The 21,938-nt window shown below is 41.8% G+C and carries 19 protein-coding genes; 9 read left to right on the top strand and 10 right to left on the bottom strand.

Going from position 1 to position 21,938, the window contains the following annotated elements; translation table 11 throughout:
- Positions 1-95: 95 nt before the first annotated feature.
- Positions 96-500: a VOC family protein gene (locus P2W82_RS23885; RefSeq protein ID WP_336518482.1), complete on the bottom strand. Its 405-nt coding sequence runs from the start codon at positions 498-500 to the stop codon at positions 96-98.
- Between the two features lie 3 nt (positions 501-503).
- Between P2W82_RS23885 and P2W82_RS23880 the strand changes: the two genes are divergently transcribed.
- The gene (locus P2W82_RS23880; protein WP_336518481.1) at positions 504-641 is read left to right on the top strand and encodes a hypothetical protein; all 138 of its coding nucleotides are present in this window, start codon (positions 504-506) and stop codon (positions 639-641) included.
- 11 nt (positions 642-652) lie between these two features.
- Here the strand turns inward: P2W82_RS23880 and P2W82_RS23875 are convergent, their stop codons facing one another.
- Complete coding sequence (locus P2W82_RS23875; RefSeq protein ID WP_336518480.1) at positions 653-2,131, bottom strand: hypothetical protein; 1,479 nt, start codon at positions 2,129-2,131, stop codon at positions 653-655.
- Between the two features lie 289 nt (positions 2,132-2,420).
- On the opposite strand from P2W82_RS23875, the gene P2W82_RS23870 reads away from it, so the two are divergent.
- The gene (locus P2W82_RS23870; RefSeq protein ID WP_336518479.1) at positions 2,421-2,903 is read left to right on the top strand and encodes a hypothetical protein; all 483 of its coding nucleotides are present in this window, start codon (positions 2,421-2,423) and stop codon (positions 2,901-2,903) included.
- Between the two features lie 26 nt (positions 2,904-2,929).
- Here P2W82_RS23870 and P2W82_RS23865 read toward each other — a convergent pair whose 3' ends face one another.
- Together P2W82_RS23865 and P2W82_RS23860 are read right to left on the bottom strand one after the other, a co-directional pair.
- Positions 2,930-3,079: a hypothetical protein gene (locus tag P2W82_RS23865; RefSeq protein ID WP_336518478.1), complete on the bottom strand. Its 150-nt coding sequence runs from the start codon at positions 3,077-3,079 to the stop codon at positions 2,930-2,932.
- A 49-nt stretch (positions 3,080-3,128) separates the two neighbouring features.
- Entirely contained in the window at positions 3,129-3,812 is a 684-nt protein-coding gene (locus P2W82_RS23860; protein WP_336518477.1) for a DNA-3-methyladenine glycosylase family protein, read from the bottom strand.
- A gap of 113 nt (positions 3,813-3,925) precedes the next feature.
- On the opposite strand from P2W82_RS23860, the gene P2W82_RS23855 reads away from it, so the two are divergent.
- Positions 3,926-5,182, top strand: a complete 1,257-nt coding sequence (locus P2W82_RS23855; protein ID WP_336518476.1) for a hypothetical protein — start codon at positions 3,926-3,928, stop codon at positions 5,180-5,182.
- A 303-nt stretch (positions 5,183-5,485) separates the two neighbouring features.
- On the opposite strand, the gene P2W82_RS23850 is transcribed toward P2W82_RS23855, so the two are convergent.
- Both P2W82_RS23850 and P2W82_RS23845 read right to left on the bottom strand, forming a co-directional pair.
- Positions 5,486-7,033, bottom strand: a complete 1,548-nt coding sequence (locus tag P2W82_RS23850) for a glucuronyl esterase domain-containing protein (protein ID WP_336518475.1) — start codon at positions 7,031-7,033, stop codon at positions 5,486-5,488.
- A 423-nt stretch (positions 7,034-7,456) separates the two neighbouring features.
- Positions 7,457-9,388, bottom strand: a complete 1,932-nt coding sequence (locus tag P2W82_RS23845) for a sialate O-acetylesterase (RefSeq protein ID WP_336518474.1) — start codon at positions 9,386-9,388, stop codon at positions 7,457-7,459.
- 137 nt (positions 9,389-9,525) lie between these two features.
- On the opposite strand from P2W82_RS23845, the gene P2W82_RS23840 reads away from it, so the two are divergent.
- Both P2W82_RS23840 and P2W82_RS23835 read left to right on the top strand, forming a co-directional pair.
- The gene (locus P2W82_RS23840) at positions 9,526-10,161 is read left to right on the top strand and encodes a hypothetical protein (protein WP_336518473.1); all 636 of its coding nucleotides are present in this window, start codon (positions 9,526-9,528) and stop codon (positions 10,159-10,161) included.
- On the top strand, positions 10,154-11,884 hold the full coding sequence (locus P2W82_RS23835; RefSeq protein ID WP_336518472.1) for an FAD/NAD(P)-binding protein: 1,731 nt from the start codon (positions 10,154-10,156) through the stop codon (positions 11,882-11,884). The genes P2W82_RS23840 and P2W82_RS23835 overlap by 8 nt, the downstream gene beginning before the upstream one ends.
- A 29-nt stretch (positions 11,885-11,913) precedes the next feature.
- Here P2W82_RS23835 and P2W82_RS23830 read toward each other — a convergent pair whose 3' ends face one another.
- From P2W82_RS23830 to P2W82_RS23815, 4 genes are all read right to left on the bottom strand, one after another.
- Complete coding sequence (locus tag P2W82_RS23830; protein ID WP_336518471.1) at positions 11,914-12,480, bottom strand: DUF1543 domain-containing protein; 567 nt, start codon at positions 12,478-12,480, stop codon at positions 11,914-11,916.
- A gap of 81 nt (positions 12,481-12,561) precedes the next feature.
- On the bottom strand, positions 12,562-13,119 hold the full coding sequence (locus P2W82_RS23825) for a cupin domain-containing protein (RefSeq protein ID WP_336518470.1): 558 nt from the start codon (positions 13,117-13,119) through the stop codon (positions 12,562-12,564).
- A 212-nt stretch (positions 13,120-13,331) separates the two neighbouring features.
- Positions 13,332-14,132 (bottom strand): OmpA/MotB family protein, encoded by an 801-nt coding sequence (locus P2W82_RS23820; protein ID WP_336518469.1) that lies wholly within the window; start codon positions 14,130-14,132, stop codon positions 13,332-13,334.
- Positions 14,133-14,540: 408 nt separating this feature from the next.
- The gene (locus tag P2W82_RS23815) at positions 14,541-16,733 is read right to left on the bottom strand and encodes an alpha-galactosidase (RefSeq protein ID WP_336518468.1); all 2,193 of its coding nucleotides are present in this window, start codon (positions 16,731-16,733) and stop codon (positions 14,541-14,543) included.
- A 372-nt stretch (positions 16,734-17,105) separates the two neighbouring features.
- Between P2W82_RS23815 and P2W82_RS23810 the strand changes: the two genes are divergently transcribed.
- The 4 genes from P2W82_RS23810 to P2W82_RS23795 are packed head-to-tail and all read left to right on the top strand — an operon-like array spanning position 17,106 to position 21,577.
- Positions 17,106-18,143 carry a glycoside hydrolase family 130 protein gene (locus tag P2W82_RS23810; RefSeq protein WP_336518467.1) on the top strand — a complete coding sequence of 346 codons (1,038 nt, stop codon included), beginning with the start codon at positions 17,106-17,108 and terminating at the stop codon, positions 18,141-18,143.
- On the top strand, positions 18,136-20,463 hold the full coding sequence (locus P2W82_RS23805; RefSeq protein ID WP_336518466.1) for a glycosyltransferase: 2,328 nt from the start codon (positions 18,136-18,138) through the stop codon (positions 20,461-20,463). The genes P2W82_RS23810 and P2W82_RS23805 overlap by 8 nt, the downstream gene beginning before the upstream one ends.
- Before the next feature lie 24 nt (positions 20,464-20,487).
- A complete protein-coding gene (locus tag P2W82_RS23800; protein WP_336518465.1) occupies positions 20,488-21,216 on the top strand; it encodes a type 1 glutamine amidotransferase domain-containing protein in 729 nt (242 codons plus the stop codon).
- A gap of 31 nt (positions 21,217-21,247) precedes the next feature.
- Positions 21,248-21,577 (top strand): hypothetical protein, encoded by a 330-nt coding sequence (locus P2W82_RS23795; protein WP_336518464.1) that lies wholly within the window; start codon positions 21,248-21,250, stop codon positions 21,575-21,577.
- Positions 21,578-21,938: the final 361 nt, after the last annotated feature.

Below are 21,938 nucleotides of genomic sequence, written 5' to 3'. Positions count from 1 at the left end.
ACTTCATCGAAATCCTTGATGGGTAATTGAAAAAACTTATACGCCAACCTAAAAAAATAAAAAGAGGCCGACTCATTGTTTTGAGACGGCCTCTTTTATGTCTTATTGGTTTTTACTACTTCAACTTTTATCCTGTCCGGATCCTCGAAATATACAGCATAGGTATCCTTGCCTCCGGCATAGGGATGCTTCTCCGGGTATAAAACAGGAATGACTTTTTCTTTTAGTTCTTCTGTCAGATCGTCAATAAAAATTTCAGAATCACAGTGAAAGGCGAGGTGATTTAATCCGGTATTTTTTCTATTATATCCTGAAGAAATATACAATGGTTCTGTTTGTACAAATACGATATACGACTCGTTCAATTTGAAACTGATTCCCTTATCCCACTGTTGAAATATTTTGTAGCTGAATTTTTCAGTCAATAGCCACGACCAGAATCGTGCTGATTTCTTGAGATCAGAAACATAGATCTCGATGTGATGAACTGCGCCCTGCATGATGTGAAAATAATCATTACAATCATCAGGGAGATCAGGCGTGGAAATAAGTCCTATGTGATCATTTTTAAGATGGCTGACTATAGCGGGATGCCTGGAAAAAAAAATCCGGCAATTCTTGTTGCCGGATCTTTCTTATAATGAGCAATTATTTACATAATCATCAGTTCCAATTTGAATTTTCCGGAAATAGTCACATTGCCGCCAGATGGATTTTTCACAGTTCCGCTAAAAGTACCTTCAATTATTTTATTTGTCCTGTCAAGTTTTGAAATTACGATTGTAAGATTGCCTTTTCCAAGTGAAGCTGTATAATCTATCACCTGTGTAGCAGGAGTGCTGAAGGAAAAGGAATTCATATTCGGCACAGCAGAATTTGTAGAATAACTACCAGTACCGATGGCGCTGCCGCTTTTAATAATGTTAATCAATAAAACCTGATCGCCCGCATCTGAGGTGCCGCCAATTCCCAGCGTTTCCACTCCGAAAGCGGTACCCAGCGTAGCCATACCCGTCCCGGTGATGGTGTTGGATCCCTGGGTTAACTCCCAACTATATTCTGATGGAGCTGAGCCTTGTTCAACTGTCAGGTCAACATTACAGGAAGCAGTGCCGCCGGTGATGGGTACACTGATATCACCAGCATTGGTTGGGGTACCTGTACCATTCAATGTAATTGTCTGCGTACCGGCAGCAGAAAAATTACCAGATCCCGCGAATGTCATTCCATTCACATTGCTGAAAATAGAATAAGCTCCGGCGGCTGTGGCATTCACTTCCAGCTGAATTGTGTTTGTGGCATTTAAAGCAACTCCCTGGGTATAGTCTCCATTCACTATTGCCGACGCACAATTGATAGTATATGCTGCGGGGCCTGTTATCGTAACCGGGAAACTGCAACTGCTTGTACCAACGGTAACAGGGATATCAACTGTTGCTGCTGTGCCAGGCGTTCCCGAGGCAGTCAACGTAATAACAGCCGGTCCGGTAGTGGTTAAAGAACCTGAACCGGAGAAAACGATCCCGTTTGTTGCGGGAGTCGTGATATTGTAGGTACCGATCGTTTTTACATTTACTTTCAGTTCAACTTTATTTGCAGGAGAGTTTAATAAAATACCTGACGCATAGGCACCGGATAACACAAATGAGTAGCATACATTCGGCGCACCTGTGAGTTCAATATCAGCGGGAGTTCCACCGCCCTGAGGCAGTATATCAACAAACACATCGCAGGTGGTGCCCCCATAACTGACAACGAAAGTTTTTTCTCCCGCTTCTGTTGGTGTACCGGTTCCGGTTAACCGAACAGTAGTTACTCCAGTGGCAGAAAAGCTACCGGACGCAGCAAAAGAAATTCCAGCAACAGTATTTGTACTTACCTGGTAGGTACCAGCTGTCGTTACATTTACCTGTACTTCAATAAAATTATCAGCGCTCACCAATGCAGTGCCGACTTCGTAAACGCCCGCTACATTTTTGGGGAGACAATCACCATTTGCATCTTTTTGAAGAGAACCTGCCGAAGCGCCAGTACCGCCGCCGCCGGGGTTTTCGTAGCTCAGTTCTTTTTGGCAGGAAAAAATCGATACAAAACTGGCTATAAGGGTAATCAACAGAGGTAACCGTTTCATAAATGGTATTGATAGGGGTCAAAAGTAAGTTAAAAACCGCAGCCACTGGCCTGGCACTTGTTATCAGATCAATCTTAACGAATCCTAAACTGCTCAACGTCGGCGTATTGACGATGGGGAAAAGGAGATTTACTGCACGACTGTACCTATCCGTAACACTGTAATGCATCAAAATCGAACAGGCTGTTTTTATAGGTAGCGTGCATAATATTGAAAATCAGCAATTTGTATTTTGGCATTGGATTCAATATATGAATGCCAGATGCAGCACTGTAAAATGAAGAACAGCATGGATCAGAATAAGATACTTTGGAACCTGATGGCAAAGAAACTGGCAGGGGAATCAACAGAAACGGAATTAAGCGAACTCAACAGGATTTTACAGTCAAACCCGGATGCGGAGTATTATCTGCGGGTTCTTGAAAAATGGTGGCTCATGACGGAAACGCAGGGCCCCGCATCCGGGAAGGCATTTGAACAGTTTATGGAAAAAATGGAATCAGTACGCAATCAGCATAAACCCGCCCCCAAGGGGTTATTACCTGGCAGGAATTTATATAAAGGAAAAATGGCAGACTCATTGAAAGGATTTAGAATAGCCGGCGGGTTTATTTTGCTGATGCTCGTCCTTGCAATAGTTGGTTTTCTGACATTAAAGTCAGAGGCCGGAGAATTTACAAGATCAAAAGACGCTCAGAAAGAAATGATCGACAATAAACCCGCAGCCAGGTTGATGCCCGTTACAGCAGCAGGTATTTTATTCCCTCTGTAATTAATAAAAGGTTGTTGATTTCAACCTCAATGATGTTTGAAATATTGAATTTCTTTTTCGTGTTTTTTAGCAGCCTCCAATGATGAAAAAGTTCCGAGGTTTTTTCTCTTTTTCGTTTTCGGATCAGGTTTGCGGGAATAGATCCGGTATTCGCCGGATTTCAATTTTCTGATCATAACATAGTTTTGAAACCAGGCTGCAATAGTTATGCCTTCGGATATTCATTCAGCCTGTAATATAGAGGGGCGATGTAGCTTTTTTCAGTTTTTCTTTTTCCGGTATTTTTTTCTGGCGGGAGGACAGGTAGAAATGCCAGAGCATCATGGTGGCAATGGTACGGTATGGTTTCCATGGTTCAGCTAAATTCAGCAGATCATTTCGTGTGGTGTCCGAAGGTAGCCGTTTAATTTGCTTGAATGCATTCACGGCGGCAAGATCGCCGACAGGGAAAATATCAGTTCTTCGAAGTACAAACATCAGGTACACATCTGCCGTCCAGTTACCAACGCCCTTAAGTTTAACCAGTTCCTGCTTTACATGTTCATCAGGAAGTTGTTCAAATGAAACAAGGTCGATTTTTTTCTCGAGGACCGCATTCGCTAATGCGCGCGTATACACAATTTTCTGGCGACTAACATAACAGGCTTTCATTTCTTCATCAGAAAGGGTCAGCAGGTTTTGCGGAGTGATTTCGACAAATCTCTCTTTGAGTTTATTCAACGCGGCAAGTGCGGATGCAAGCGACACCTGTTGCTCAAGAATAAAATGAACCAATGTCTCAAAACTGTTTGATCTTGTCCACAGGGGCGGATAGCCATATTCTTCGAGGATTTTTTTCAGATCAGGGTCCACGCCAGCCAGACGGTCGCAATACTGATTAAAATTTTTTGATGAAAACTGGGTGAGCATTGCGCAAATGTAGTACACCGCATCAACCTTTATTCAACCGTTCATAAGCTTAATACTCAACAAATCGAAGTTTTACGTAAATTCAGAAAAGGAGATTTAGAGCTGTGAAAACTTTGATTGTTTTGCTGTTCACACTTGCTACCGTTGCGCTTCATGCGCAACAAGTAAAATGCAACTTCAACAAGCCTTTTATCACGATTCATTTTGGGAAAGGGGATAATGTACAGGATCTGAACGGAACCAATTACAATTATACCCGTGTACAGAATTATTGTCCCCAGGATGGGCATTACAGTTATCTCTCTAGAACAAGTGATTGTTTCGGCGGCGATTGGTTGACCATTCCGGAAGATCATACGCCTGGTGATGTTGATGGAAATATGATGGTAATTAATGCTTCTTATCGTTCAGGAAAATTTTTCAATACTCCGATCAAAGGGTTGAAACCAAATACTATTTATGAATTCGGAGTCTGGATGATGAACGTATGTTTGCCCAGCGACAAATGTCCCTATCCATTGCTTCCTGATCTTACGCTTCGTTTACAGGATGCAGAAGGGAAGATTGTAATGCAAATCGGCACTGGCGAAATTAAACGGTATGAATCGCCATCATGGAAACAGTATCGCGGAATTTTTACAACTCCTGAAACGGGCCAGGAGATTATGCTCACCATGCTGAATGCCAATCCGGGTGGGTGCGGAAATGATTTTGCTATCGATGATATCACTTTTCGTGAATGCATTAAAGTAAATACCGTTGCTGCAAAACCAAAAGCGAACCCTCCTGCAACTAAACCGGCAACGACCACCACAACTACAGTAAAACCTCCTGTACCCAAACCGACTACAACGCAAAAAAGTACAGCAGCAACAAAGCCTGCAGCTAAGAAACCTGCACCAGCAGTAACTCAAAAGCAGGCGGAATCAAAACCAATCGCTAAAACGGAAACGCCTGCACGAAATACAGAATCAGTAACCGCAAAAAAACAAATCACAGTCCTTCCACCAGCTCCAAAAATTCTTACCACAAGATCAAATCCGCTGGTGAAACAATTTGAAATGGATGCGGGTGAAATCCAGGTAGACTTGTATGATAATGGGCAGATTGATGGAGATACCGTCAGCATCTATCATAACAACACGCTGATTGTCTCAAAGGCACGATTATCTCAACAGCCTATATCTTTTAAAATAAATGTTGATGCTGATAAACCGCATCATGAAATTGTGATGGTAGCGGAGAACCTGGGCTCCATCCCTCCAAATACTTCTGTAATGATTGTGAGGGCAGGTGATAAGAAGTATGAGGTGTTTATTTCTTCTTCAGAAGAAAAAAATGCGAAGGTGGTTTTCAATCTGAGACAGTAGACGGTGGACGGTAGGGTGAGTAGTAAGAATAAATAGCCTGCCGGCAGGCTGGTACGTAGGAAACACCCGGCGATTGCTTGTTTAGTTTGCTGATTAATTGCCCCGGGAAAAACACGTTGAAATATTTCGATAGTTACAGATACTAAAAATCTTTCTATTTTTTATTTAACCATAAGGTTCAGGATAATATAATTTGATTTAGCAACTTCCCTCATTCGCAAGTGTTGTATTATAACCTGCAACTTATAACCTTTACTATGCGCAAGAGCTTACGTTTTACGTTCAACTTTAAACGTTAAACTTTCACTGAGCAGGCGCAGAAGTATATTTCAATTTGCTATTGGCCCATGTTATAAAGAATTTCATATTGGGTGCGTCGGTATGACCACCATCATGTTGACGCCACGCGAGTTCTCCATCAAGCAGGCCCGTTAGTACAGGTGGCATTTTCTCTTTTTGATAATCATTGGAAACACCGAGATCTTTTGCACCAAGAAATTTATAAACACTTCCTGCGGCGACGGTAGCCATATAGCTTCCCTGCTGATCCAGCCATTTCGCATCGCCTTTTTCGGGAATTCCATAACTGATGAATGTGGGCCTCGGTGCGCAAAGTGCAATCAGGCTATGTGAATCAACAGGGATATCGCCTCCGTTTTTTGAACCGAAGCTCGCTTCTGCTGCTCCATATTTCATGTAGTTTCCGGCCATCCAGTAATAGCCTCCGCCGCTAAGGCTTTCTACCGCTTCACCAAAGAATCTGCGATGCAGAGTGGCGCCACCTTTTCCTGATGAGCCAATTAATGCAATTGAAAATCTTTGTTCAAAAGCAAGTGTAACAAGCGCTGCTTTTCCAAAACGCGAAACACCTTCGATGCCGACTTTTTTGGCATCAACAGCCGGGTCAGTTTCAAGGTAATCAAGTACGCGCGCGGCTCCCCATGACCATGCACGCAAAGCGCCCCAATCATCAGGTTTGCGCGGTTGACCTTTGTTAACAAGTCCGATTATTCCCCTCGTAAGTCCGGCACCATTATCGGCCTGTATACTGGTAGTTTCGAGATTGACATAACCCCATCCTGCAGCGAGTAGCTGTTCTGTCGGCGGTAAATCACCAGCCGGTGGTGGTGCGAAAAAGTTAGGACCAGGAAGTCTTGTAACCGGAGTATAGGCAGGGTATTTTTCAAAAATGTCTTTGATCTCTGGATTACTTTTGATCATCATTTCCTTGAACGCACGGTTGAGCTTTTCCATGTCGTCTGGTGAGGGTTGTGTCGGTGCCGGAAATGCAGGCTTGCCATACCCAAACATGATCAGCACCGGAACAGGGCCTTTCACATTTGTCGGCAACACAACAATCATATTGATGTCGACATTGATCAATGGGTATTCACTATTATCAACGTGACCGATTACTTGTTTCGCGATAACAGGCGTTCGTCCCACAAATTCGCGATCAGTAATTTTTACGGTCCAGGTCACTTTCGGAATATTCCTGGGCAATCGACCATACACTTCGCGTTCCATGTCTTCCATAATTTCCGGTCTGCGTTGATTCCACCACATGTCCGCGTTCGTGACTTTTTTCCCATTTTTTGAAGTGAGGAGTTCAGGGAGGATAGGGTATGGGTTCGCAATCGATTCATCATAATTGGCATGATTGGAAGCATTTTCATTCCCACTCGGCCCAGGCCGGAGTTTTTTAATTCCCAGTTGTTGCATCATTTGTTGCTGATCCTCCTGCTGGGTGAAGGTCACGGGTTTCGGGTACCTGCTACTGTCGATAATCTGTGTTTGACCGGTACCGGAATTGACTGACAGGAGCAGAACAATGACGAACAATTTTTGCATGTTGAAAAAAAATAATCCGGGTGAAAGCATTAAGTTATGAAAATGGCGCGAGACCCAACCTGGGAGGTCTAAGACCTGCGAGGTTTAACACCTGCCAGGTCTTGGAGACCTCCCAGGTTTATAAAACCTGCGGGGCTTAACACCTGCCAGGTCTAAAAAGACCTGGCAGGTTTGGTGGGTAGAGTCGATTTACTGGTACCAATTCCGAAAGCAAAACCACCGCGGTTTAACAACCCGGTGGTACAACCTGGGAGGTTTCAGACCTCCTAGGTTTATAAGACCTGCCAGGTTTAGTGGGTAGAGTCGATTTAGGTACCAATTCCGAAAGCAAAACCACCGCGGTTTAACAACCCGGTGGTACAACCTGGGAGGTTTCAGACCTCCCAGGTTTATAAGACCTGCGAGGTTTTAAACCTGCCAGGTTTAATCAGTTCTGAACGGACTTGCAGGCAGACCTTCCTTATTGTACAGGTTCGCTCCTTCGGGATTGTCCGCCCAGGCATAACGAACAAATTTCGGGTCCTTGATTTCTTCGCTCCAGACAATCACTTTGTTTCCATCAATTATCGCATTGGCCCAAACAAATTTTCCATCTGCACCGGCTATCGCAAACTGCCTGAGATCTTCATCATCATTTGCAATCAGCCCGCTGCCGGTATGTTTAAAATCAAGAACAATCCTATTCCCTTCTATTAACCATGACTGAAAGATCGGCCCGGAATAAACTACAGCGGTATCGCCATAAGCAATTCTTTTTGCTGCAAGAGCCATTCGTACACCTACATCTTTTTTATTGTCCGGATGTATATCGTTCCATTCACCAAGATCTATAGTGATGGCCATTGCAGTGTTGGGAACCTGCAACGATTGCAATTGCGCTTCACGCAATGCCGCCCACTGACTTTCCGATGGTAGATAAGTCCTGTCCATAAATCCCGGCAATTGCGCCCAGATGAATGGCGCATTTTTTTCATCCCACAAACTCCGCCAGTTATTTACCAGAGCGGGTAGTAATTGCGCATACTCACGCGCGCGACCAGTATTCGCTTCGCCCTGGTACCATAAAAATCCTTTTACTTTAAATGGAACGGCGGGAGCGACCATAGCATTATACAAGGCAGCCGGTGAATTCTGAGCCGCGATCGCTCTTGGCCTGCCAGCAGTATTGATATTTAAGGGTTGATACACCTCTCCCACCTTGAATTGCCATTCACCTTTAAGATCGATCGTATCCGATCCCACAATAATTGTATAAGGTTTGTCAGGAACAAATCCACCTTTATTCTGCTGATTAGTAACCCGGATCACCATCAGATTTTTTCCGGCTTTCAGCAAACCAGGGGGTATGGCGTACCTTCTTTGCGGGTATTGGTAACTGGTAGTTCCAACCTGTTGCCCATTCAGATACACAATATCAGCATCCACAATTCTGCCCATTTGAATTTTGCCAGGCTTACCAGCCATCGCTAGCGGAACTTCAATTTCCTTTCTGTACCAAACAACACCATTGAGGTCCCTTACACCCTGGTCTTCCCAATAGCCAGGAATATTAATGGAATGCCAACCTTTAGGCATATACGAAGTTTCATACCATTTCACCGGAGATGTCAAACCCTTGTCGACAATTTTTGTATTCGCAGCCACAAAAGCAGCGCGATTGGTTGAATTTACATATGCAGTGTCTTTTAATTTTTCAATCGTCGCCAATTCATTGGGGAAAGATCTGAACCCGCTTTCGCTGATCCAGGCTTCGATTGGTGTTCCGCCAACACTTGCGTTGATCAACCCGATCGGAATTTTGTATTTCTCGTAAATGTTATTTGCAAAAAAATAGGCGACAGCAGAAAACTCGAGAACATCGTTTGGATTGGCCGATTTCCAGAATCCAGTTGGAAAATCTGTGCGCGGCCCTGTGAGATCAGTCATCGTCGGAATAAAAAAATGTCGTATCTGCGGATTGTTTGCTTCCGCAATTTCTTTTGCATAGCGTTCGCTGTGCAGTCTCATCTGGTGCACCATATTTGATTGTCCTGAACAAAACCAGACATCGCCAATAAGTATATTTTTTAACACAATACTGTTTTTGCCTGTAATCTTCATCGTATGCGGCCCTCCGGCTTTTTGTGCAGGAATCGTACGCGACCACTTTCCCTTGCCATCTGCCGTTACGCTGTATTTTTTTCCATTGAATTGAATTGAAATTTTTTCCCCGGGTGAAGACCAGCCCCAGATATTTAATGCAGTTTCTCTTTGCAGAATCATACTGTCGCGGATCAGCCTGGGTAATCTGACCTGCCCATTTGTCTGCAAACTGATGAAGAAGAATAAAAAATTAAACAGGTATTTTATTCGCATAAGCTTGTGGTAATTGGGTATAAATATACAAGCGTTATCAAACCGGAGTATTCAGCTAATCTATTAATCATCATTCTTTTCAGGTAAATTTTGGTTATTTCAATGCAGGTATTGAATTCTCACGAAAACACATCAGATTGTACCATAAAAAGCAATATTCTGCTGGCATACCAATTGAATACTGGAAAAAAGATATGCCGGAAAGGGAGACTATAAAAAAAGCTATTAAAGATAAAAGAGAAGGCAACTCTGCGTCAACCCAGGCAGGTGAGTTTGTACATAAAGGAATAAAAAATATCAGGAAAGGTGAGCATGGAGCCCGTTCGGAGAAACAGGCAATTGCAATTGGATTGTCAGAAGCGCGAGGGGCAGGTGTTGATCTTAAGCCGCCGGCAAAAGGAAAAACGTCTGAAAAAACCAGGCATAGTGCTACACCTGCATACAGAAAAGGTCAGCGGCATGAATCAATTTCACCAACACGTTCACGAGCCGGAAGGCGTTACAGGATGAGAGTACTACTTCGGTTTAACATACTCCACCGTCCCGCCAGGCAAAGAGCGCTGCAAAAAGCAGAACGAAAGCAGAACGATCATCCGCAGCAAAAAAACCAGCTCGTACCAAAAGACCTTCCGTCAGATCAAAAGCAGCAGAAAAAGCTGCAAGAACAAAAACCCCAACAAATCAGGAAAGTGTGTTCGACAAACATGGAATTGGAGGCTTTATCAGATGGAACGTATTTACTGAAATCACAAAATTACTTGAGGAATGCATGACGATAAACCGTCCATAAGGATTGCTCTGCTCGGTGGTGGGCCCGCCGCGCTATATATGTTTAAGAGAATTGTAGAATCTGGCAGAACGGATGTAAGAATTCACATTTATGAGCGGAAGTCAATGCTAGGTGCGGGTATGCCTTATAGTGAGGAAGGAGCCAATACCGAACATCTTACGAATATTTCAGATGTGGAAATCCCGAAATTGGAGACAACGATGGAAGAGTGGCTACCAAAACTTCCGGAAGGTTCAACTAAGAGATTTGGATTTAACCAGGATGAATTTCATGATTTAAAAGTCATTCCAAGATTGTTATTCGGAAAATATCTTGCGGATCAATTCCAAATCTTGTTAGAAAAGGCAAAAAATAAGGACATTCCTGTGTCGGTCCATTTGAATGTTGAAGTACAGGATGTGAAAGATGATCCCGAAGCAAATAAAGTAAAAGTGATCACAGGCGAAGGAGCAACTTCTTTTGATCATGTGGTTTTATGCACGGGTCATCAGTGGCCGAAGAAATATGAGGGAAAAGTCGATGGTTATTATGATTCTCCATACCCTCCTTCGAAAATATCAAAAAAAATAAATTATCCGGTGGCGATTAAAGGGTCCTCGCTTACTGCGTTTGATGCTATCCGGACCTTATCAAGGTGTAATGGCAGATTTACAAAGGATGAAAAAGACGTATTGGGGTATCAACTTGACAAAGAAAGTAATGGATTTAAAATGGTGATGCATTCCATTGATGGTTTGCTTCCCACGATACGAATGCATGTTGATGAAAAGGAGGTTTCTAAAAAAAATCATTTGTCAAAAGAGGAAATGCTAAGTATCCGTGAGAAAAATGGAGGCTTTATTCCACTCGATTGGTTATATGAAGAAAAATTCAAAGAATCATTTAAGAAAAAGGATCCTGAATTTTATAAGCACATCAAAAATTTAGATCTGGAAACTTTTGTAGAAAGTATCATGAGTTTTCGGGAAAAACTTGACCCATTTTCTCTTTTTCGTGCAGAATACGATGAAGCAGAAAAATCCATTCGTAAACATAATGCTATAGCCTGGAAAGAATTAATCGCTGATCTGAATTATACGATCAACTATCCGGCTAAGTATTTTTCCGCGGAAGATATGTTACGCCTGAAGAAAGTTTTGATGCCATTGATCTCAATAATCATAGCATTTGTACCACAGAACTCAGCACAGGAATTAATTGCTCTCCATGAGGCTGGCGTGTTGTCCGTTGTTGCGGTTGATCGTGACAGTAAGATTGAACCGGACAGTGCGGAAGGAATTACTTATCACTATACTGATGAAAACGGTAAAAAAGAAAGTAAAAAATTCAGAATGTTTATTGACTGTGTTGGCCAGCCATTATTGGAGATGGATGACCTGACTTTCGGAAGCCTTGTTGAATATGGAACCGTAAGTCCCGCACGAATTAGATTTCGGTCAATTGAAGATGCAGAAAAATTAAAGCGCGAAGGAAATAAGGATGTTGTCATAACAGAAAAAATCGCATACCTGAAATTACCAGGCATTATGATCAACGATGATTTCCAGGTAGTCGATAATATGGGCGTGAAAAATAACAGAGTCTATGTGATGGCTGTGCCTCTGATCGGAGGATTGAACCCGGACTATTCCGGGCTAGATTTTTGCGATTTTGCATCAACCGCAATAGTGAAATCTATTCTGAAAATGGAAGAAAATAAAATCTGAATTGCAACTGTCTTCAATGCGGGTTTATATCATTCGGCCGCCCACTGATTTACTTTATCAATCCGGAAATATCCCAGGTGGATTTCATCCTCATATAAGTTGATTGGAGCTGGTTGTACGGAAATAAAATACTGCCCTTTCATATGCGGATCCAGGATGTCGCTGACGGCATATACATCGTCAACATCAATTCCATATTTATCATCTATATGGGAGGGTGCTCCCTTGAAACCCGTGTGTTTGTAGAATGCAGTTTGTTTCGCTATTCTGATTGCTTCTGATTTATCTTTCGCTGCTACAATCATTTTGTAATGAAATTCTTCGAATTCATCTGGTTTGTACCCTCCCAGGTTTAGAAAAAATAACTGGTATGTGTTCTGTGGCTGTGATCCGGTGATAACAGTAACTTCAAATTCATTGACCTTATGTACTTTGCGCCAGGCATCAAAATGTATTTTGCCGCCGCCAGGCCAGAAATCTACAGCATAAGGAATGACATCTCTTAGGTTTTCTCCGATCCCAAAATACACATCATGTTGTTCAATATTTCTTCCCGGAGGTGAGCAACCAATCAGTAGCATATAAAGATTCGGCATTTTTTGGGTTTTTATTTTTGTGATAAATAAATATGCCATCACAAAGCAAGCGAAAAAAATCTCGCTATTCAGTAATAAGACTCAAATTGATTTTACAGCTGGAGGCGCATTCTTAAAGTGCTTGTACTTACCAAGAAGTTTTCCGAAAATACACATCAATGGAAGAATTGCTTTTTTTACAAATACGGGAATTTCCGTTAAATCAAATTCTGAAGAATATTTTGTGAGCAGAAAGGCAGCATCGAATGGCTCTGGCTCTTTGGACCTCGCTTTATTTTGCGCTTCAAATATTGAAGTCAGAAAAAATTCAATAGAATGTGCAGGCTTGATATACCCACGACAATACAAGGTTTCCTTACCTGCGTTCCAGAAGCGATGTGGTGTTCCTTTGCTGAACAAAATGGTCTCACCTTCTTTTGCGAATCTTTCTGACTGTCCTTTTACCTGGTAACCAATGGTTCCTTTCACTACTGTCAGACTTTCATCCTGTAACCAGTGTGTATGCATTACAGGTCCAACGCCAGGTGCAGTATAGCTTTCAACGATGAGCCTGTCGCCGTGGGTTTCTTTTTTTCTTTCAAGAATTGTAATCTTTTCTCCAAGGAAATTTTCGATCTTATGGGGATAAGTGTAATTCATCTTACTGCTGATTTGAATTCAACTTACCATCAGGGAATCATTTCAACAAAATCTATCCGACTGGTTGTGATTTTTCTTTAATGAAATGTAGATTTTAGCAGTTGAAAATTCTGGTTCGTAGAGACATAAAAAGTAAAAGCTTCCATTTCGGAAGCTTTTACCATTATCAATTCAAAGGTGTTGGTGTTCTAAGTCGCTCGACAAAAATGATTTTATTCAACCATGCTTTCAATAAACAATGTTCTGATATTAGGGTCAATGATGAATTCCGTCCTGCGATTAGTTGCACGGCCTTCCCTGGTTTCATTTGTTGCAACAGGGCTGTATTTGCTACGGCCTGCGGCAAGCAACCTTACAGGATCGATCTGGTATTTGTCACGTAAAACCCTGACGATACTGTTAGCTCTTTCCGTACTCAATGACCAGTTGTCTTTAAAGCTGGCATTGCTTATTGATTTTGAATCGGTGTGACCGACAACATAGATGCTTGCACGGGGATAGTTATTCATTACTGCTGCAAATGATGAAAGGGCCTTTGGAGCATTTTTACCGAGACTCGCGCTGCCCTCTTTAAATAAAATTGATTCGGGTAAAGTTACATGAATGAAACCTTCCATTATGTAAACTGTAATTCCTGAATCTGTGAGTTCCGTAAATCCTTCATGTAGTTTCTCCCTGATTTCTTCAAGCGACGTTCCTTGTTCAGCAAGTCCGCTTTCCAGGCGTTCCATATCTTTCTGATGGTCTTTCTTCAACTTTCTGTATGCCTCTGCTTCTCTTGCCAATGCATGATTTTCTTCTGTGAGATTGTTCACCTGCGCATTGAGTGTGTTCACTTTCCCGTTCATAGTTTCAAGACTGGAATTTGCAGCGCTTAAGTTTGTATTGCAGGAACTAAGATCCGTCTGTAATTGTTGATTCTGCGATTCAACCTTTTTAAATTTACTGCTGGATACGCATGACGAGCTCAGAACAACACTGCCTGCAAAAAGGGAAAATAGTAGCTTTTTCATACATCGAAATTTAAGTTTTCAACAACCGAATATTCTTTATTGCTAACCAATTACATTTTATTTGATAAATATAGATCGTTTATAGCCCTTGCTGCCAGTACTGTTCACATACAGCCGTTTTAACGGTAAAGCGAAGTCGAAATGCTGTAGACGGATACCAGGCAGATTCATTTTGCGAATGCAGGTTTGCCGCTATTCCAATCCGATAATGTCGGTGAATTGACGGCTACATGAGAGATTTCAGTCGATTCACCCTAATACAGGATGGTACAAGGCGTTCCTGGAGGATTTATTTGACAACTGTCGTATATTTTACGGTTAAATGTGAGAGTATGAATGAATGTGCATCAGAAAGCATTTCCTTGGGTAAAACCTAACATTGCTTCATGTGAGATCAGCATTAAGCAACTACTCTATGATCCACCATGAATAACTTTCCGGCAGCAGCGATACATTTAATTTCACTTCTCCTTTCTCGTTGACTTTATAGTTTCCAGCGGCACCTTCCTTCTCGCGGATCATGGCAGTTGTTTTGATTCCGGAATAGTAAAGTGGAAGGGTAATTGTTCGTCGGAAATATTCCTTTGTGGGATTGTACAACATGAGCAATCCCTTTGTTTTCAGTGCAGGATTTACATGTAAAATCCCATCCCAATCGCGGCCATCAGCGCGGCGAAGATGAATAATGTCCGAGTTCAGAATGTCGCGGTATCTTTTGTACCAGTGAATTACTTTTTCCACTGTTTCCTTCGTCTGCTCAGTATCATACAATCTCGGCCCGCGATAACAGGCTTGCACACCCGAACCATAATACTGCATCATCAATTGTTCATAGTCGTTTAGGTGTTCACTCAGTGGTTCAAGTATGGCTTCTGGTCCGCCACCCTGGTATTTTGTCAGGGGAACAAAACCCCATCCCATGGAAGGTGTTTTTTCCCAGGTGCCATCATAAATGTTTTGTCTGTTAAGTATTTTTTGGTTTTCTCTCGGTAATGAAAAATTCACTTCGCGATAACCGATGGCAATCTTATGGGTTCCATCAAGAAAATACCAATCGGGTGCGTTGATGTAAACGCCTTTTTCATTCAGCCAGCGATAGAGTTCTTTTTGAATTTCCATTTGTCTCCACTGAGAATCATCGAGTCCTTTATGACCGGGATGAACGGTCGATGCACAAACATCTCCGGGATATGGTCCATCATTTTCCCAGATATCAAAACCGGTTTCAGTGAAAAAGTATTTTATCTTATCGCGATAGGCGAGACCCCAAGCACTTCCGAAACAAGGCGCATTTCCAAAGAATGCTCCACCAGGTTTACCTGTGGCGGGATGGATGACATCATCTTCGTCACTTATTCTTCTTGAGCTAAACAGTGAATATCCGCCGATTTTAATTCCTCTATTGTGGGCATAGGCTGCCAAGGATTTCCACCTTTCAATATTTCTTTTTGAAGAATCCTCCATGTTCAGATCACTGCCAAAACTCAGTATGAGCGCTTCGTATCCGGTAGCTGCACATTGATCGATTGCCGTCTTTACTTCACGATCATTTTTACTGACGAGGTGCATAAAGATCGGATTGGCTGTGGTCCATGGTGCGATCATAGCATACATGCGCCTTATAGCTAAACCGCGACGTTCACGGTCATAACTATCCATCAGCAATTCAAAGCTTTTTACCGAAGTATAGTTTTCATTTGTTTCCAGTTCGATTCCCGGGGCCTTGTCCGGATAGACTTCAACAATGCAAGGTGTGTTATAGTTGTAGTTGACTTGTGAGGTGTAGCTTGAATCGATTGTCCAATGCAATGTCTGATCGCTGAGATCATATCGCATGGCATTATTGAATGCATAATTGGTTTCTATATAGATGCCCTGCTGTTTTTTCATTCTTTCCGCTGAACCTACGACGGCACTTTCTTCTTCGACGAGTGCGAGCATTTCATTTTTAACACGATTAAGTTTGATGGTGTGACTACTTTTATTTTCAACTGTCAGCCATTTAGTAATCAATGGAAGTCCATCATAAATTGAGTAATGGACTTTCACAATGATATTTTTTAATTGTTCATTTTTATTTTGAAAAACAAAACTGATTTCTTTTCCCGTCGGATGTTTTTTGTTTGAAGCCCACCATTTTTCTGAGTTCCATTTAATGTCAGGTTGAAGCGGTCCTGTTTCGAAACCTGTGTATTGAAAATCCTGGTCGCTGGTTGAAAAGCTGTCGATCCATTCCGGCAGGAAGTATGCTTTTTCCTTTTGACCGTATAATCCACCAACATTGTATCGCTTGCCATCGATGGTAATTTCCGCTTCGGGCATTATGGCGCGCAGGAGTTGCTGTCCATTGATCATGTTTTTGTATCCTGTACAAACCAGGTTGGGCTGGGTGCGAAAAGTTCGTTTCACCAGGCCGTTGTAAAGAATGATTTCGCGGCCATCCCTCTGATAAATTCCGGCTTTTATCTTTTGATTGGTAAGCAGCCAATCTCCAGGAAACTGAGTGTCATTGTCTTCTTTCCATGTGGAAAGCTGTGATAGATTTTGTGCGTTGACAAATAGTGTCAGGAATAAAATAGGCAGGATAAAAATACTCTTCATGTGTCGAAAATAAATAAACCTTGCATTTGTGCAGAGCCAGATTATTCCTGAGTTTTAAACCTCTGAATCACTTGTAATCTGGTTAAAAGGAAGTTGATCCGTTCCTCTAAGATACTTTGAACGGGAGAAATTCAGGCTGTAGCAGAGAAAGTGCAAACTTTAACATTGAAGGGTGAAACAAAATCCGCTGCTCTTACAAATAAGACTACCTTGTGTGATATTAAAGATTTTACTCTTACTACACATAGCGTATTAAACGATGTAACATTCTTTGTCCCTTCCTTTTGTTGTTACATTTCTCCGGATTAAACTACACTATACTGTAACTGAGTCATATTGGAATTATCATTTACAAAAAACTTCCGCAACAGTATGGTAGAAGTCAGGAAAGAAGGCGTGTTATTAGAAAAGACGGATATTGAATTTGAGTCCGAAGCTGTGTTGAATCCTGCAGTTATTCAGAATGGTGAAGGTATTCATGTGTTCTATCGTGCAGTGGCACCTGGAAATTATTCAACCATTGGTTACTGTCGGTTAAAAAATCCTTTGGAAGTTGAATACCGGATGACAGTGCCTTTGATCTCCCGCGAGTTTGGCTATGAATCCCATGGTGTTGAAGATCCGCGAATCGTTAAGATCGACGGTTTGTATTACCTGACCTATACAGCATATGATGGCGTTAACGCAATGGGCGCACTGGCGGTTTCCAAAGACCTTAAGCATTTTGATAAACTGGGACTGATCGTTCCTGAAATGGATTTCGACATGTTCAGCCGGCTTACGTCATCACACGAAGCAATTAATGATAAATATCTCCGCTATAATATTCACGGCGGAATTCACAAGGAAGAAGGAAAAAAAGTTTTGGTATGGGATAAAAATCTGATTTTTTTTCCCAGGAGAATCAATGGAAATCTGTTTTTCCTGCATCGCATACGACCCGACATTCAGATCGTGGAGGTAAATGAATTGGAGGATCTCACACAAAAATTCTGGGAAGAATATTTTTTAAACCTCGCAGGGAATATACTGATTAGCCCGAAATACGAACATGAGGTGAGTTACCTGGGTGGTGGTTGTCCCCCGATTGAAACTGCGTCTGGATGGCTGGTGATCTATCACGGCGTTCATGACACGATACGTGGCTATGTGTATAGCGCTTGTGCCTCTTTGCTGGATTTGAAAAATCCACGTAAGGAAATTGCCAGGTTGCCATATCCACTGTTTACTCCGGAATATGATTGGGAACTGGAAGGGGAGGTGAATAATGTATGTTTCCCCACAGGTGCGGTTGTGTCAGAGGATACGTTGTATATCTATTATGGCGCCGCAGATGAACAAATAGCTTGCGCATCACTCAGTATTTCGGATTTGATTCATGAGTTAAAACAAAATTTAAAAGATGATTAACAGCGAAAGCATTTTGCAAAACAGGTTGCCGGAGATTTTGATGATATCTTCCTATCCACCCCGGGAATGCGGTATCGCCACATATTCTCATGATTTGAAAAAAGCGCTGGATAATAAATTCAGTACCTCTTTTCGTGTTCGTATATGCGCACTTGAATCAGAGTTTGAAAATCATGTATACGACGAACCCGTTTTTCATTTGAATGTCGATCAGCCTGCAGGATTTACACGGCTGGCAACAAAGATTAATAATAGCCCTGAAATCAGCCTTGTGCTTGTGCAGCATGAGTTTGGATTTTTTGCATCAAGGAAAAATGATTTTATCGGGCTGATTAAAAGTATTAGGAAACCAGTGGTAATATGTTTTCATACCGTGCTTCCGGAACCCAATGATTTATTAAAAGAGGAGGTGCAGACCATTTCTGATGTTGCTGAAGCAATCATAGTGATGACGAAGACTTCAGCAACAATCCTTAATCGTGATTATGGTGTTCAGCCAAAGAAAATAATTGTCATCCCTCATGGCACACACCTTGTGCCACACCTGGACATTCAATCGCTCAAAGCGAAGTATCAACTGGAAGACCGAAAAATACTTTCCACATTCGGATTGCTTGGCTCAGGAAAAAGCATCGAAACAACATTGGACGCGTTGCCAGCTGTTATTAAAAAAAATCCGGACGTGACGTTCCTGGTGATTGGTAAGACACATCCTTCTGTGATTAAGAAAGAGGGCGAGCAATACAGGGAAAAACTGGAAGCAAGGGTAAAGGAGTTAAAAATTCAGGAACATGTGAAATTTATCAATCAGTTTCTGCCTCTTGCAGACCTTCTGGAGTATCTCCAGCTGTCAGATATTTATCTTTTTTCTTCGAAGGATCGGAACCAGGCAGTAAGTGGCACCTTTTCTTATGCCGTTAGTTCAGGATGCCCGATCATCTCAACTCCAATTCCACATGCACTTGAAATATTAGAAGGCAATGCGGGTGTTATTTTCGATTTTGAAAATTCGGTACAATTAAGTGATGCAATCAACAGCCTGTTGGAAAATGAGGAACTCAGAAGAACTATTTCTTCAAACGGTCTTCACCGTATGGCATCAACGGCCTGGGAAAATGCAGCAATCGCACATGCTGTGTTGTTTGAAAAAATCGGGGATAACGAAATGCATTTACACTACAATGTGCCTGATATAAATCTTAACCATTTCCGGAGCATGACTACAAGCCGGGGTATGATTCAGTTCGCAAAAATTAATCACCCCGATCCTGAATCCGGTTATACCTTGGATGATAATGCAAGAGCATTGATCGCGATGTGCCGGCATTTTGAATTAACAAAGGACGAGTCTGATGCGAGGTATATTGCCATTTATTTTGACTTTATAAAATTCTGTCAACAGCCGGGTGGAAATTTTCTGAATTATGTCAATCAGGAGAATCAGTTTACTGAACAAAACTACCAGACAAATCTCGAAGATTCCAATGGACGTGCAATCTGGGCATTAGGTTACCTCATTTCCCTGAAACATATATTCCCTGCAAGACTAATCTCGGAGGCGGAATTAATTTTTCAGCACTCGCTTCAATGCGCACAATCCATTCATTCCACAAGGGCAATGTCCTTTGTGATTAAAGGACTGTACTATCGCAATTCAGTTTCATGTAGTGATGAAGACCTTACATTGATTCGGGAACTCGCGGACAGGCTCGTGGGATTGTACATGAACGAGAAGAATAACGAATGGTGTTGGTTTGAACACAACCTTACCTATGCCAACAGTGTGATCCCGGAAGCTATGATTTGCGCATGGCTTATCAGCGGCAATATGATTTATAAAGAAATTGCCAAATTTTCTTTTGATTTTCTCCTTGGTAAAATCTTTATCGGAAACAGGATAAAAGTTATTCCTAATAACAAATGGTTATACAAAAAAGATCCACTGGAACCCTTACCTCAGGGTGGTGAACAAGCTATCGATGTAGCATATACGATTCTTGCGCTGGAGAGATTTTATGAAGTTTTTAAGGATGAGGAATATGCTGAATTTATGGATGTGGCTTTCAACTGGTTTTTAGGGAATAATCATCTTCACCAGATTATATATAATCCATGCACCGGCGGCTCTTATGATGGACTGGAACGAAATTATGTAAACCTTAATCAGGGAGCTGAGTCTACTGTAAGTTATTTACTGGCGCGTTTATCTGATAGAATTAACAGCAGGGGTAAAAACAAATTTACGGCAGTAACAAAGCCTTCGAAGATTCCATTTATTAAACCAATGAAGACGGGGAAAGTAAAATCGAGGATTATGTAACTAATATCAATGAAAACAGACGCCATGAGTGCTATAAGAACTTTAATCATTGCAACATCACACGACATCCTTGGTGACACAAAAGTAAAAACGGGTGCCTGGCTTGAAGAAATTTCTATTCCATATTATGCCTTCAGGGATGCAGGTGCCGACATTGTAATATCTTCTCCCAGGGGAGGCCGTGTTCCTCTTGATCCTAAAAGTCAATCGGTAATACTTTCCAATTATGGCACCAAAAAATTTATGAAAGATGATGAGGCCATGAGTTTGATGTCTGCATCCAGGAAGCTGGAAGAGATCAATGCAAACGATTTTGATCTTGTTCTCGTTACAGGAGGTCATGGTGCCATGTGGGATCTCGCAGACAATGCCATTTTAAATCTGTTGCTGGAATCATTTTATAGCCAGGGTAAAGTAATCGGAGCCCTATGCCATGGTGTTGCGGGGCTGATGTCCTTAAAAAATGTCAAAGGTGAGGCGTTGATTAAAGGTAAAAAACTCACCTGTTTCAGCAATAGTGAAGAAGGGTCGGTAGGATTATGTGCGACGGTACCTTTCCTGCTGGAAAGCAGGTTACATTCACTCGGTGGGATTTACAGTAAACAGGAAAATTATACCAGTCATGTCGTTGCAGATGGAAACATTATCACCGGACAGAATTCAGCTTCGTCAATCGTTGTTGTTGAAAAAATGCTGACGCGATTCAAAAGCAACAGGATAACTCAGGGAATTGGCCACATTATTCAGGAATGAAATGATATTTTGAACTACCCATCGAGAAAAAATGAGTGCAAAGAAATATTTTATTGAGGAAGGTGAGGTGTTTGATCCGGTAAATTTTCCGTATGTGTTAAGCGAAATAAAAAAGATTAAGGAAAGAACAGACCGGTTGCCTCCGGTATTTAAGTCTGAAATTCTGATCTCTTATCTCAAGGAACATACACTCCAGGGCAATTGGATAAAAATGAACAAGGTGTTAACCGACCTTGTGATATCGGAAATGTTGTTTGAGGGTACGATCGAATCTTTATTTGATTCTTCACGTAATCATCCTGGTTTCAGAGAAGGACTGGAAAACTATTTAAAACTAAGATTTGCGAGTTCTCAATCATGAATTAAGCTGCATAGAATTTATTCTCGCCAGAATTAAGGAGTATCTGCAGATCACCCTTTCAATTCCCGGATGGAGCTTTGCGTTGATCTCGAAAAGAAGATTACCGTTCAACTCTTCCTATACTCCTATAGTGGCCCGTTGGCCAACCTTGAAGAATTAAGACCTCGCAGGTCTAAGACCTCCCAGGTCGGACGGATCAAAATTTCTACATAAGGTTCTGACAAGGTTCATGCATAATGCATACGGTTGATTTTCACAATTGTGTACATAAATTTCAACGAAAAATGCACTATCCCCGGCACTTTTACCTCCCAGGTTTAAGACCTGGCAGGTTTTGAAGACCTCGCAGGTCTTAGACCTG

It is taken from the genome of Pollutibacter soli, assembly GCA_029269725.1.
In the GTDB taxonomy this organism is placed as follows: domain Bacteria; phylum Bacteroidota; class Bacteroidia; order Chitinophagales; family Chitinophagaceae; genus Pollutibacter; species Pollutibacter soli.
Note: the sequence above shows the minus strand (reverse complement) of the source record. Positions and strands in the feature narration are given on the sequence as shown.

Bases quoted from the DNA above. Each gene is read 5' to 3' on its own strand.
- P2W82_RS23825 (WP_336518470.1), bottom strand. From the start codon at position 13,119: ATGAATTACACTTATCCCCATAAGATCGAAAATTTCCTTGGAGAAAAG.
- P2W82_RS23805 (WP_336518466.1), top strand. From the start codon at position 18,136: ATGATTAACAGCGAAAGCATTTTGCAAAACAGGTTGCCGGAGATTTTG.
- P2W82_RS23870 (WP_336518479.1), top strand. From the start codon at position 2,421: ATGGATCAGAATAAGATACTTTGGAACCTGATGGCAAAGAAACTGGCA.
- P2W82_RS23845 (WP_336518474.1), bottom strand. From the start codon at position 9,388: ATGCGAATAAAATACCTGTTTAATTTTTTATTCTTCTTCATCAGTTTG.
- P2W82_RS23875 (WP_336518480.1), bottom strand. From the start codon at position 2,131: ATGAAACGGTTACCTCTGTTGATTACCCTTATAGCCAGTTTTGTATCG.
- P2W82_RS23830 (WP_336518471.1), bottom strand. From the start codon at position 12,480: ATGCCGAATCTTTATATGCTACTGATTGGTTGCTCACCTCCGGGAAGA.
- P2W82_RS23835 (WP_336518472.1), top strand. From the start codon at position 10,154: ATGCATGACGATAAACCGTCCATAAGGATTGCTCTGCTCGGTGGTGGG.
- P2W82_RS23800 (WP_336518465.1), top strand. From the start codon at position 20,488: ATGAGTGCTATAAGAACTTTAATCATTGCAACATCACACGACATCCTT.
- P2W82_RS23795 (WP_336518464.1), top strand. From the start codon at position 21,248: ATGAGTGCAAAGAAATATTTTATTGAGGAAGGTGAGGTGTTTGATCCG.
- P2W82_RS23865 (WP_336518478.1), bottom strand. From the start codon at position 3,079: ATGATCAGAAAATTGAAATCCGGCGAATACCGGATCTATTCCCGCAAA.
- P2W82_RS23820 (WP_336518469.1), bottom strand. From the start codon at position 14,132: ATGAAAAAGCTACTATTTTCCCTTTTTGCAGGCAGTGTTGTTCTGAGC.
- P2W82_RS23810 (WP_336518467.1), top strand. From the start codon at position 17,106: ATGGTAGAAGTCAGGAAAGAAGGCGTGTTATTAGAAAAGACGGATATT.
- P2W82_RS23850 (WP_336518475.1), bottom strand. From the start codon at position 7,033: ATGCAAAAATTGTTCGTCATTGTTCTGCTCCTGTCAGTCAATTCCGGT.
- P2W82_RS23815 (WP_336518468.1), bottom strand. From the start codon at position 16,733: ATGAAGAGTATTTTTATCCTGCCTATTTTATTCCTGACACTATTTGTC.
- P2W82_RS23885 (WP_336518482.1), bottom strand. From the start codon at position 500: ATGCAGGGCGCAGTTCATCACATCGAGATCTATGTTTCTGATCTCAAG.
- P2W82_RS23860 (WP_336518477.1), bottom strand. From the start codon at position 3,812: ATGCTCACCCAGTTTTCATCAAAAAATTTTAATCAGTATTGCGACCGT.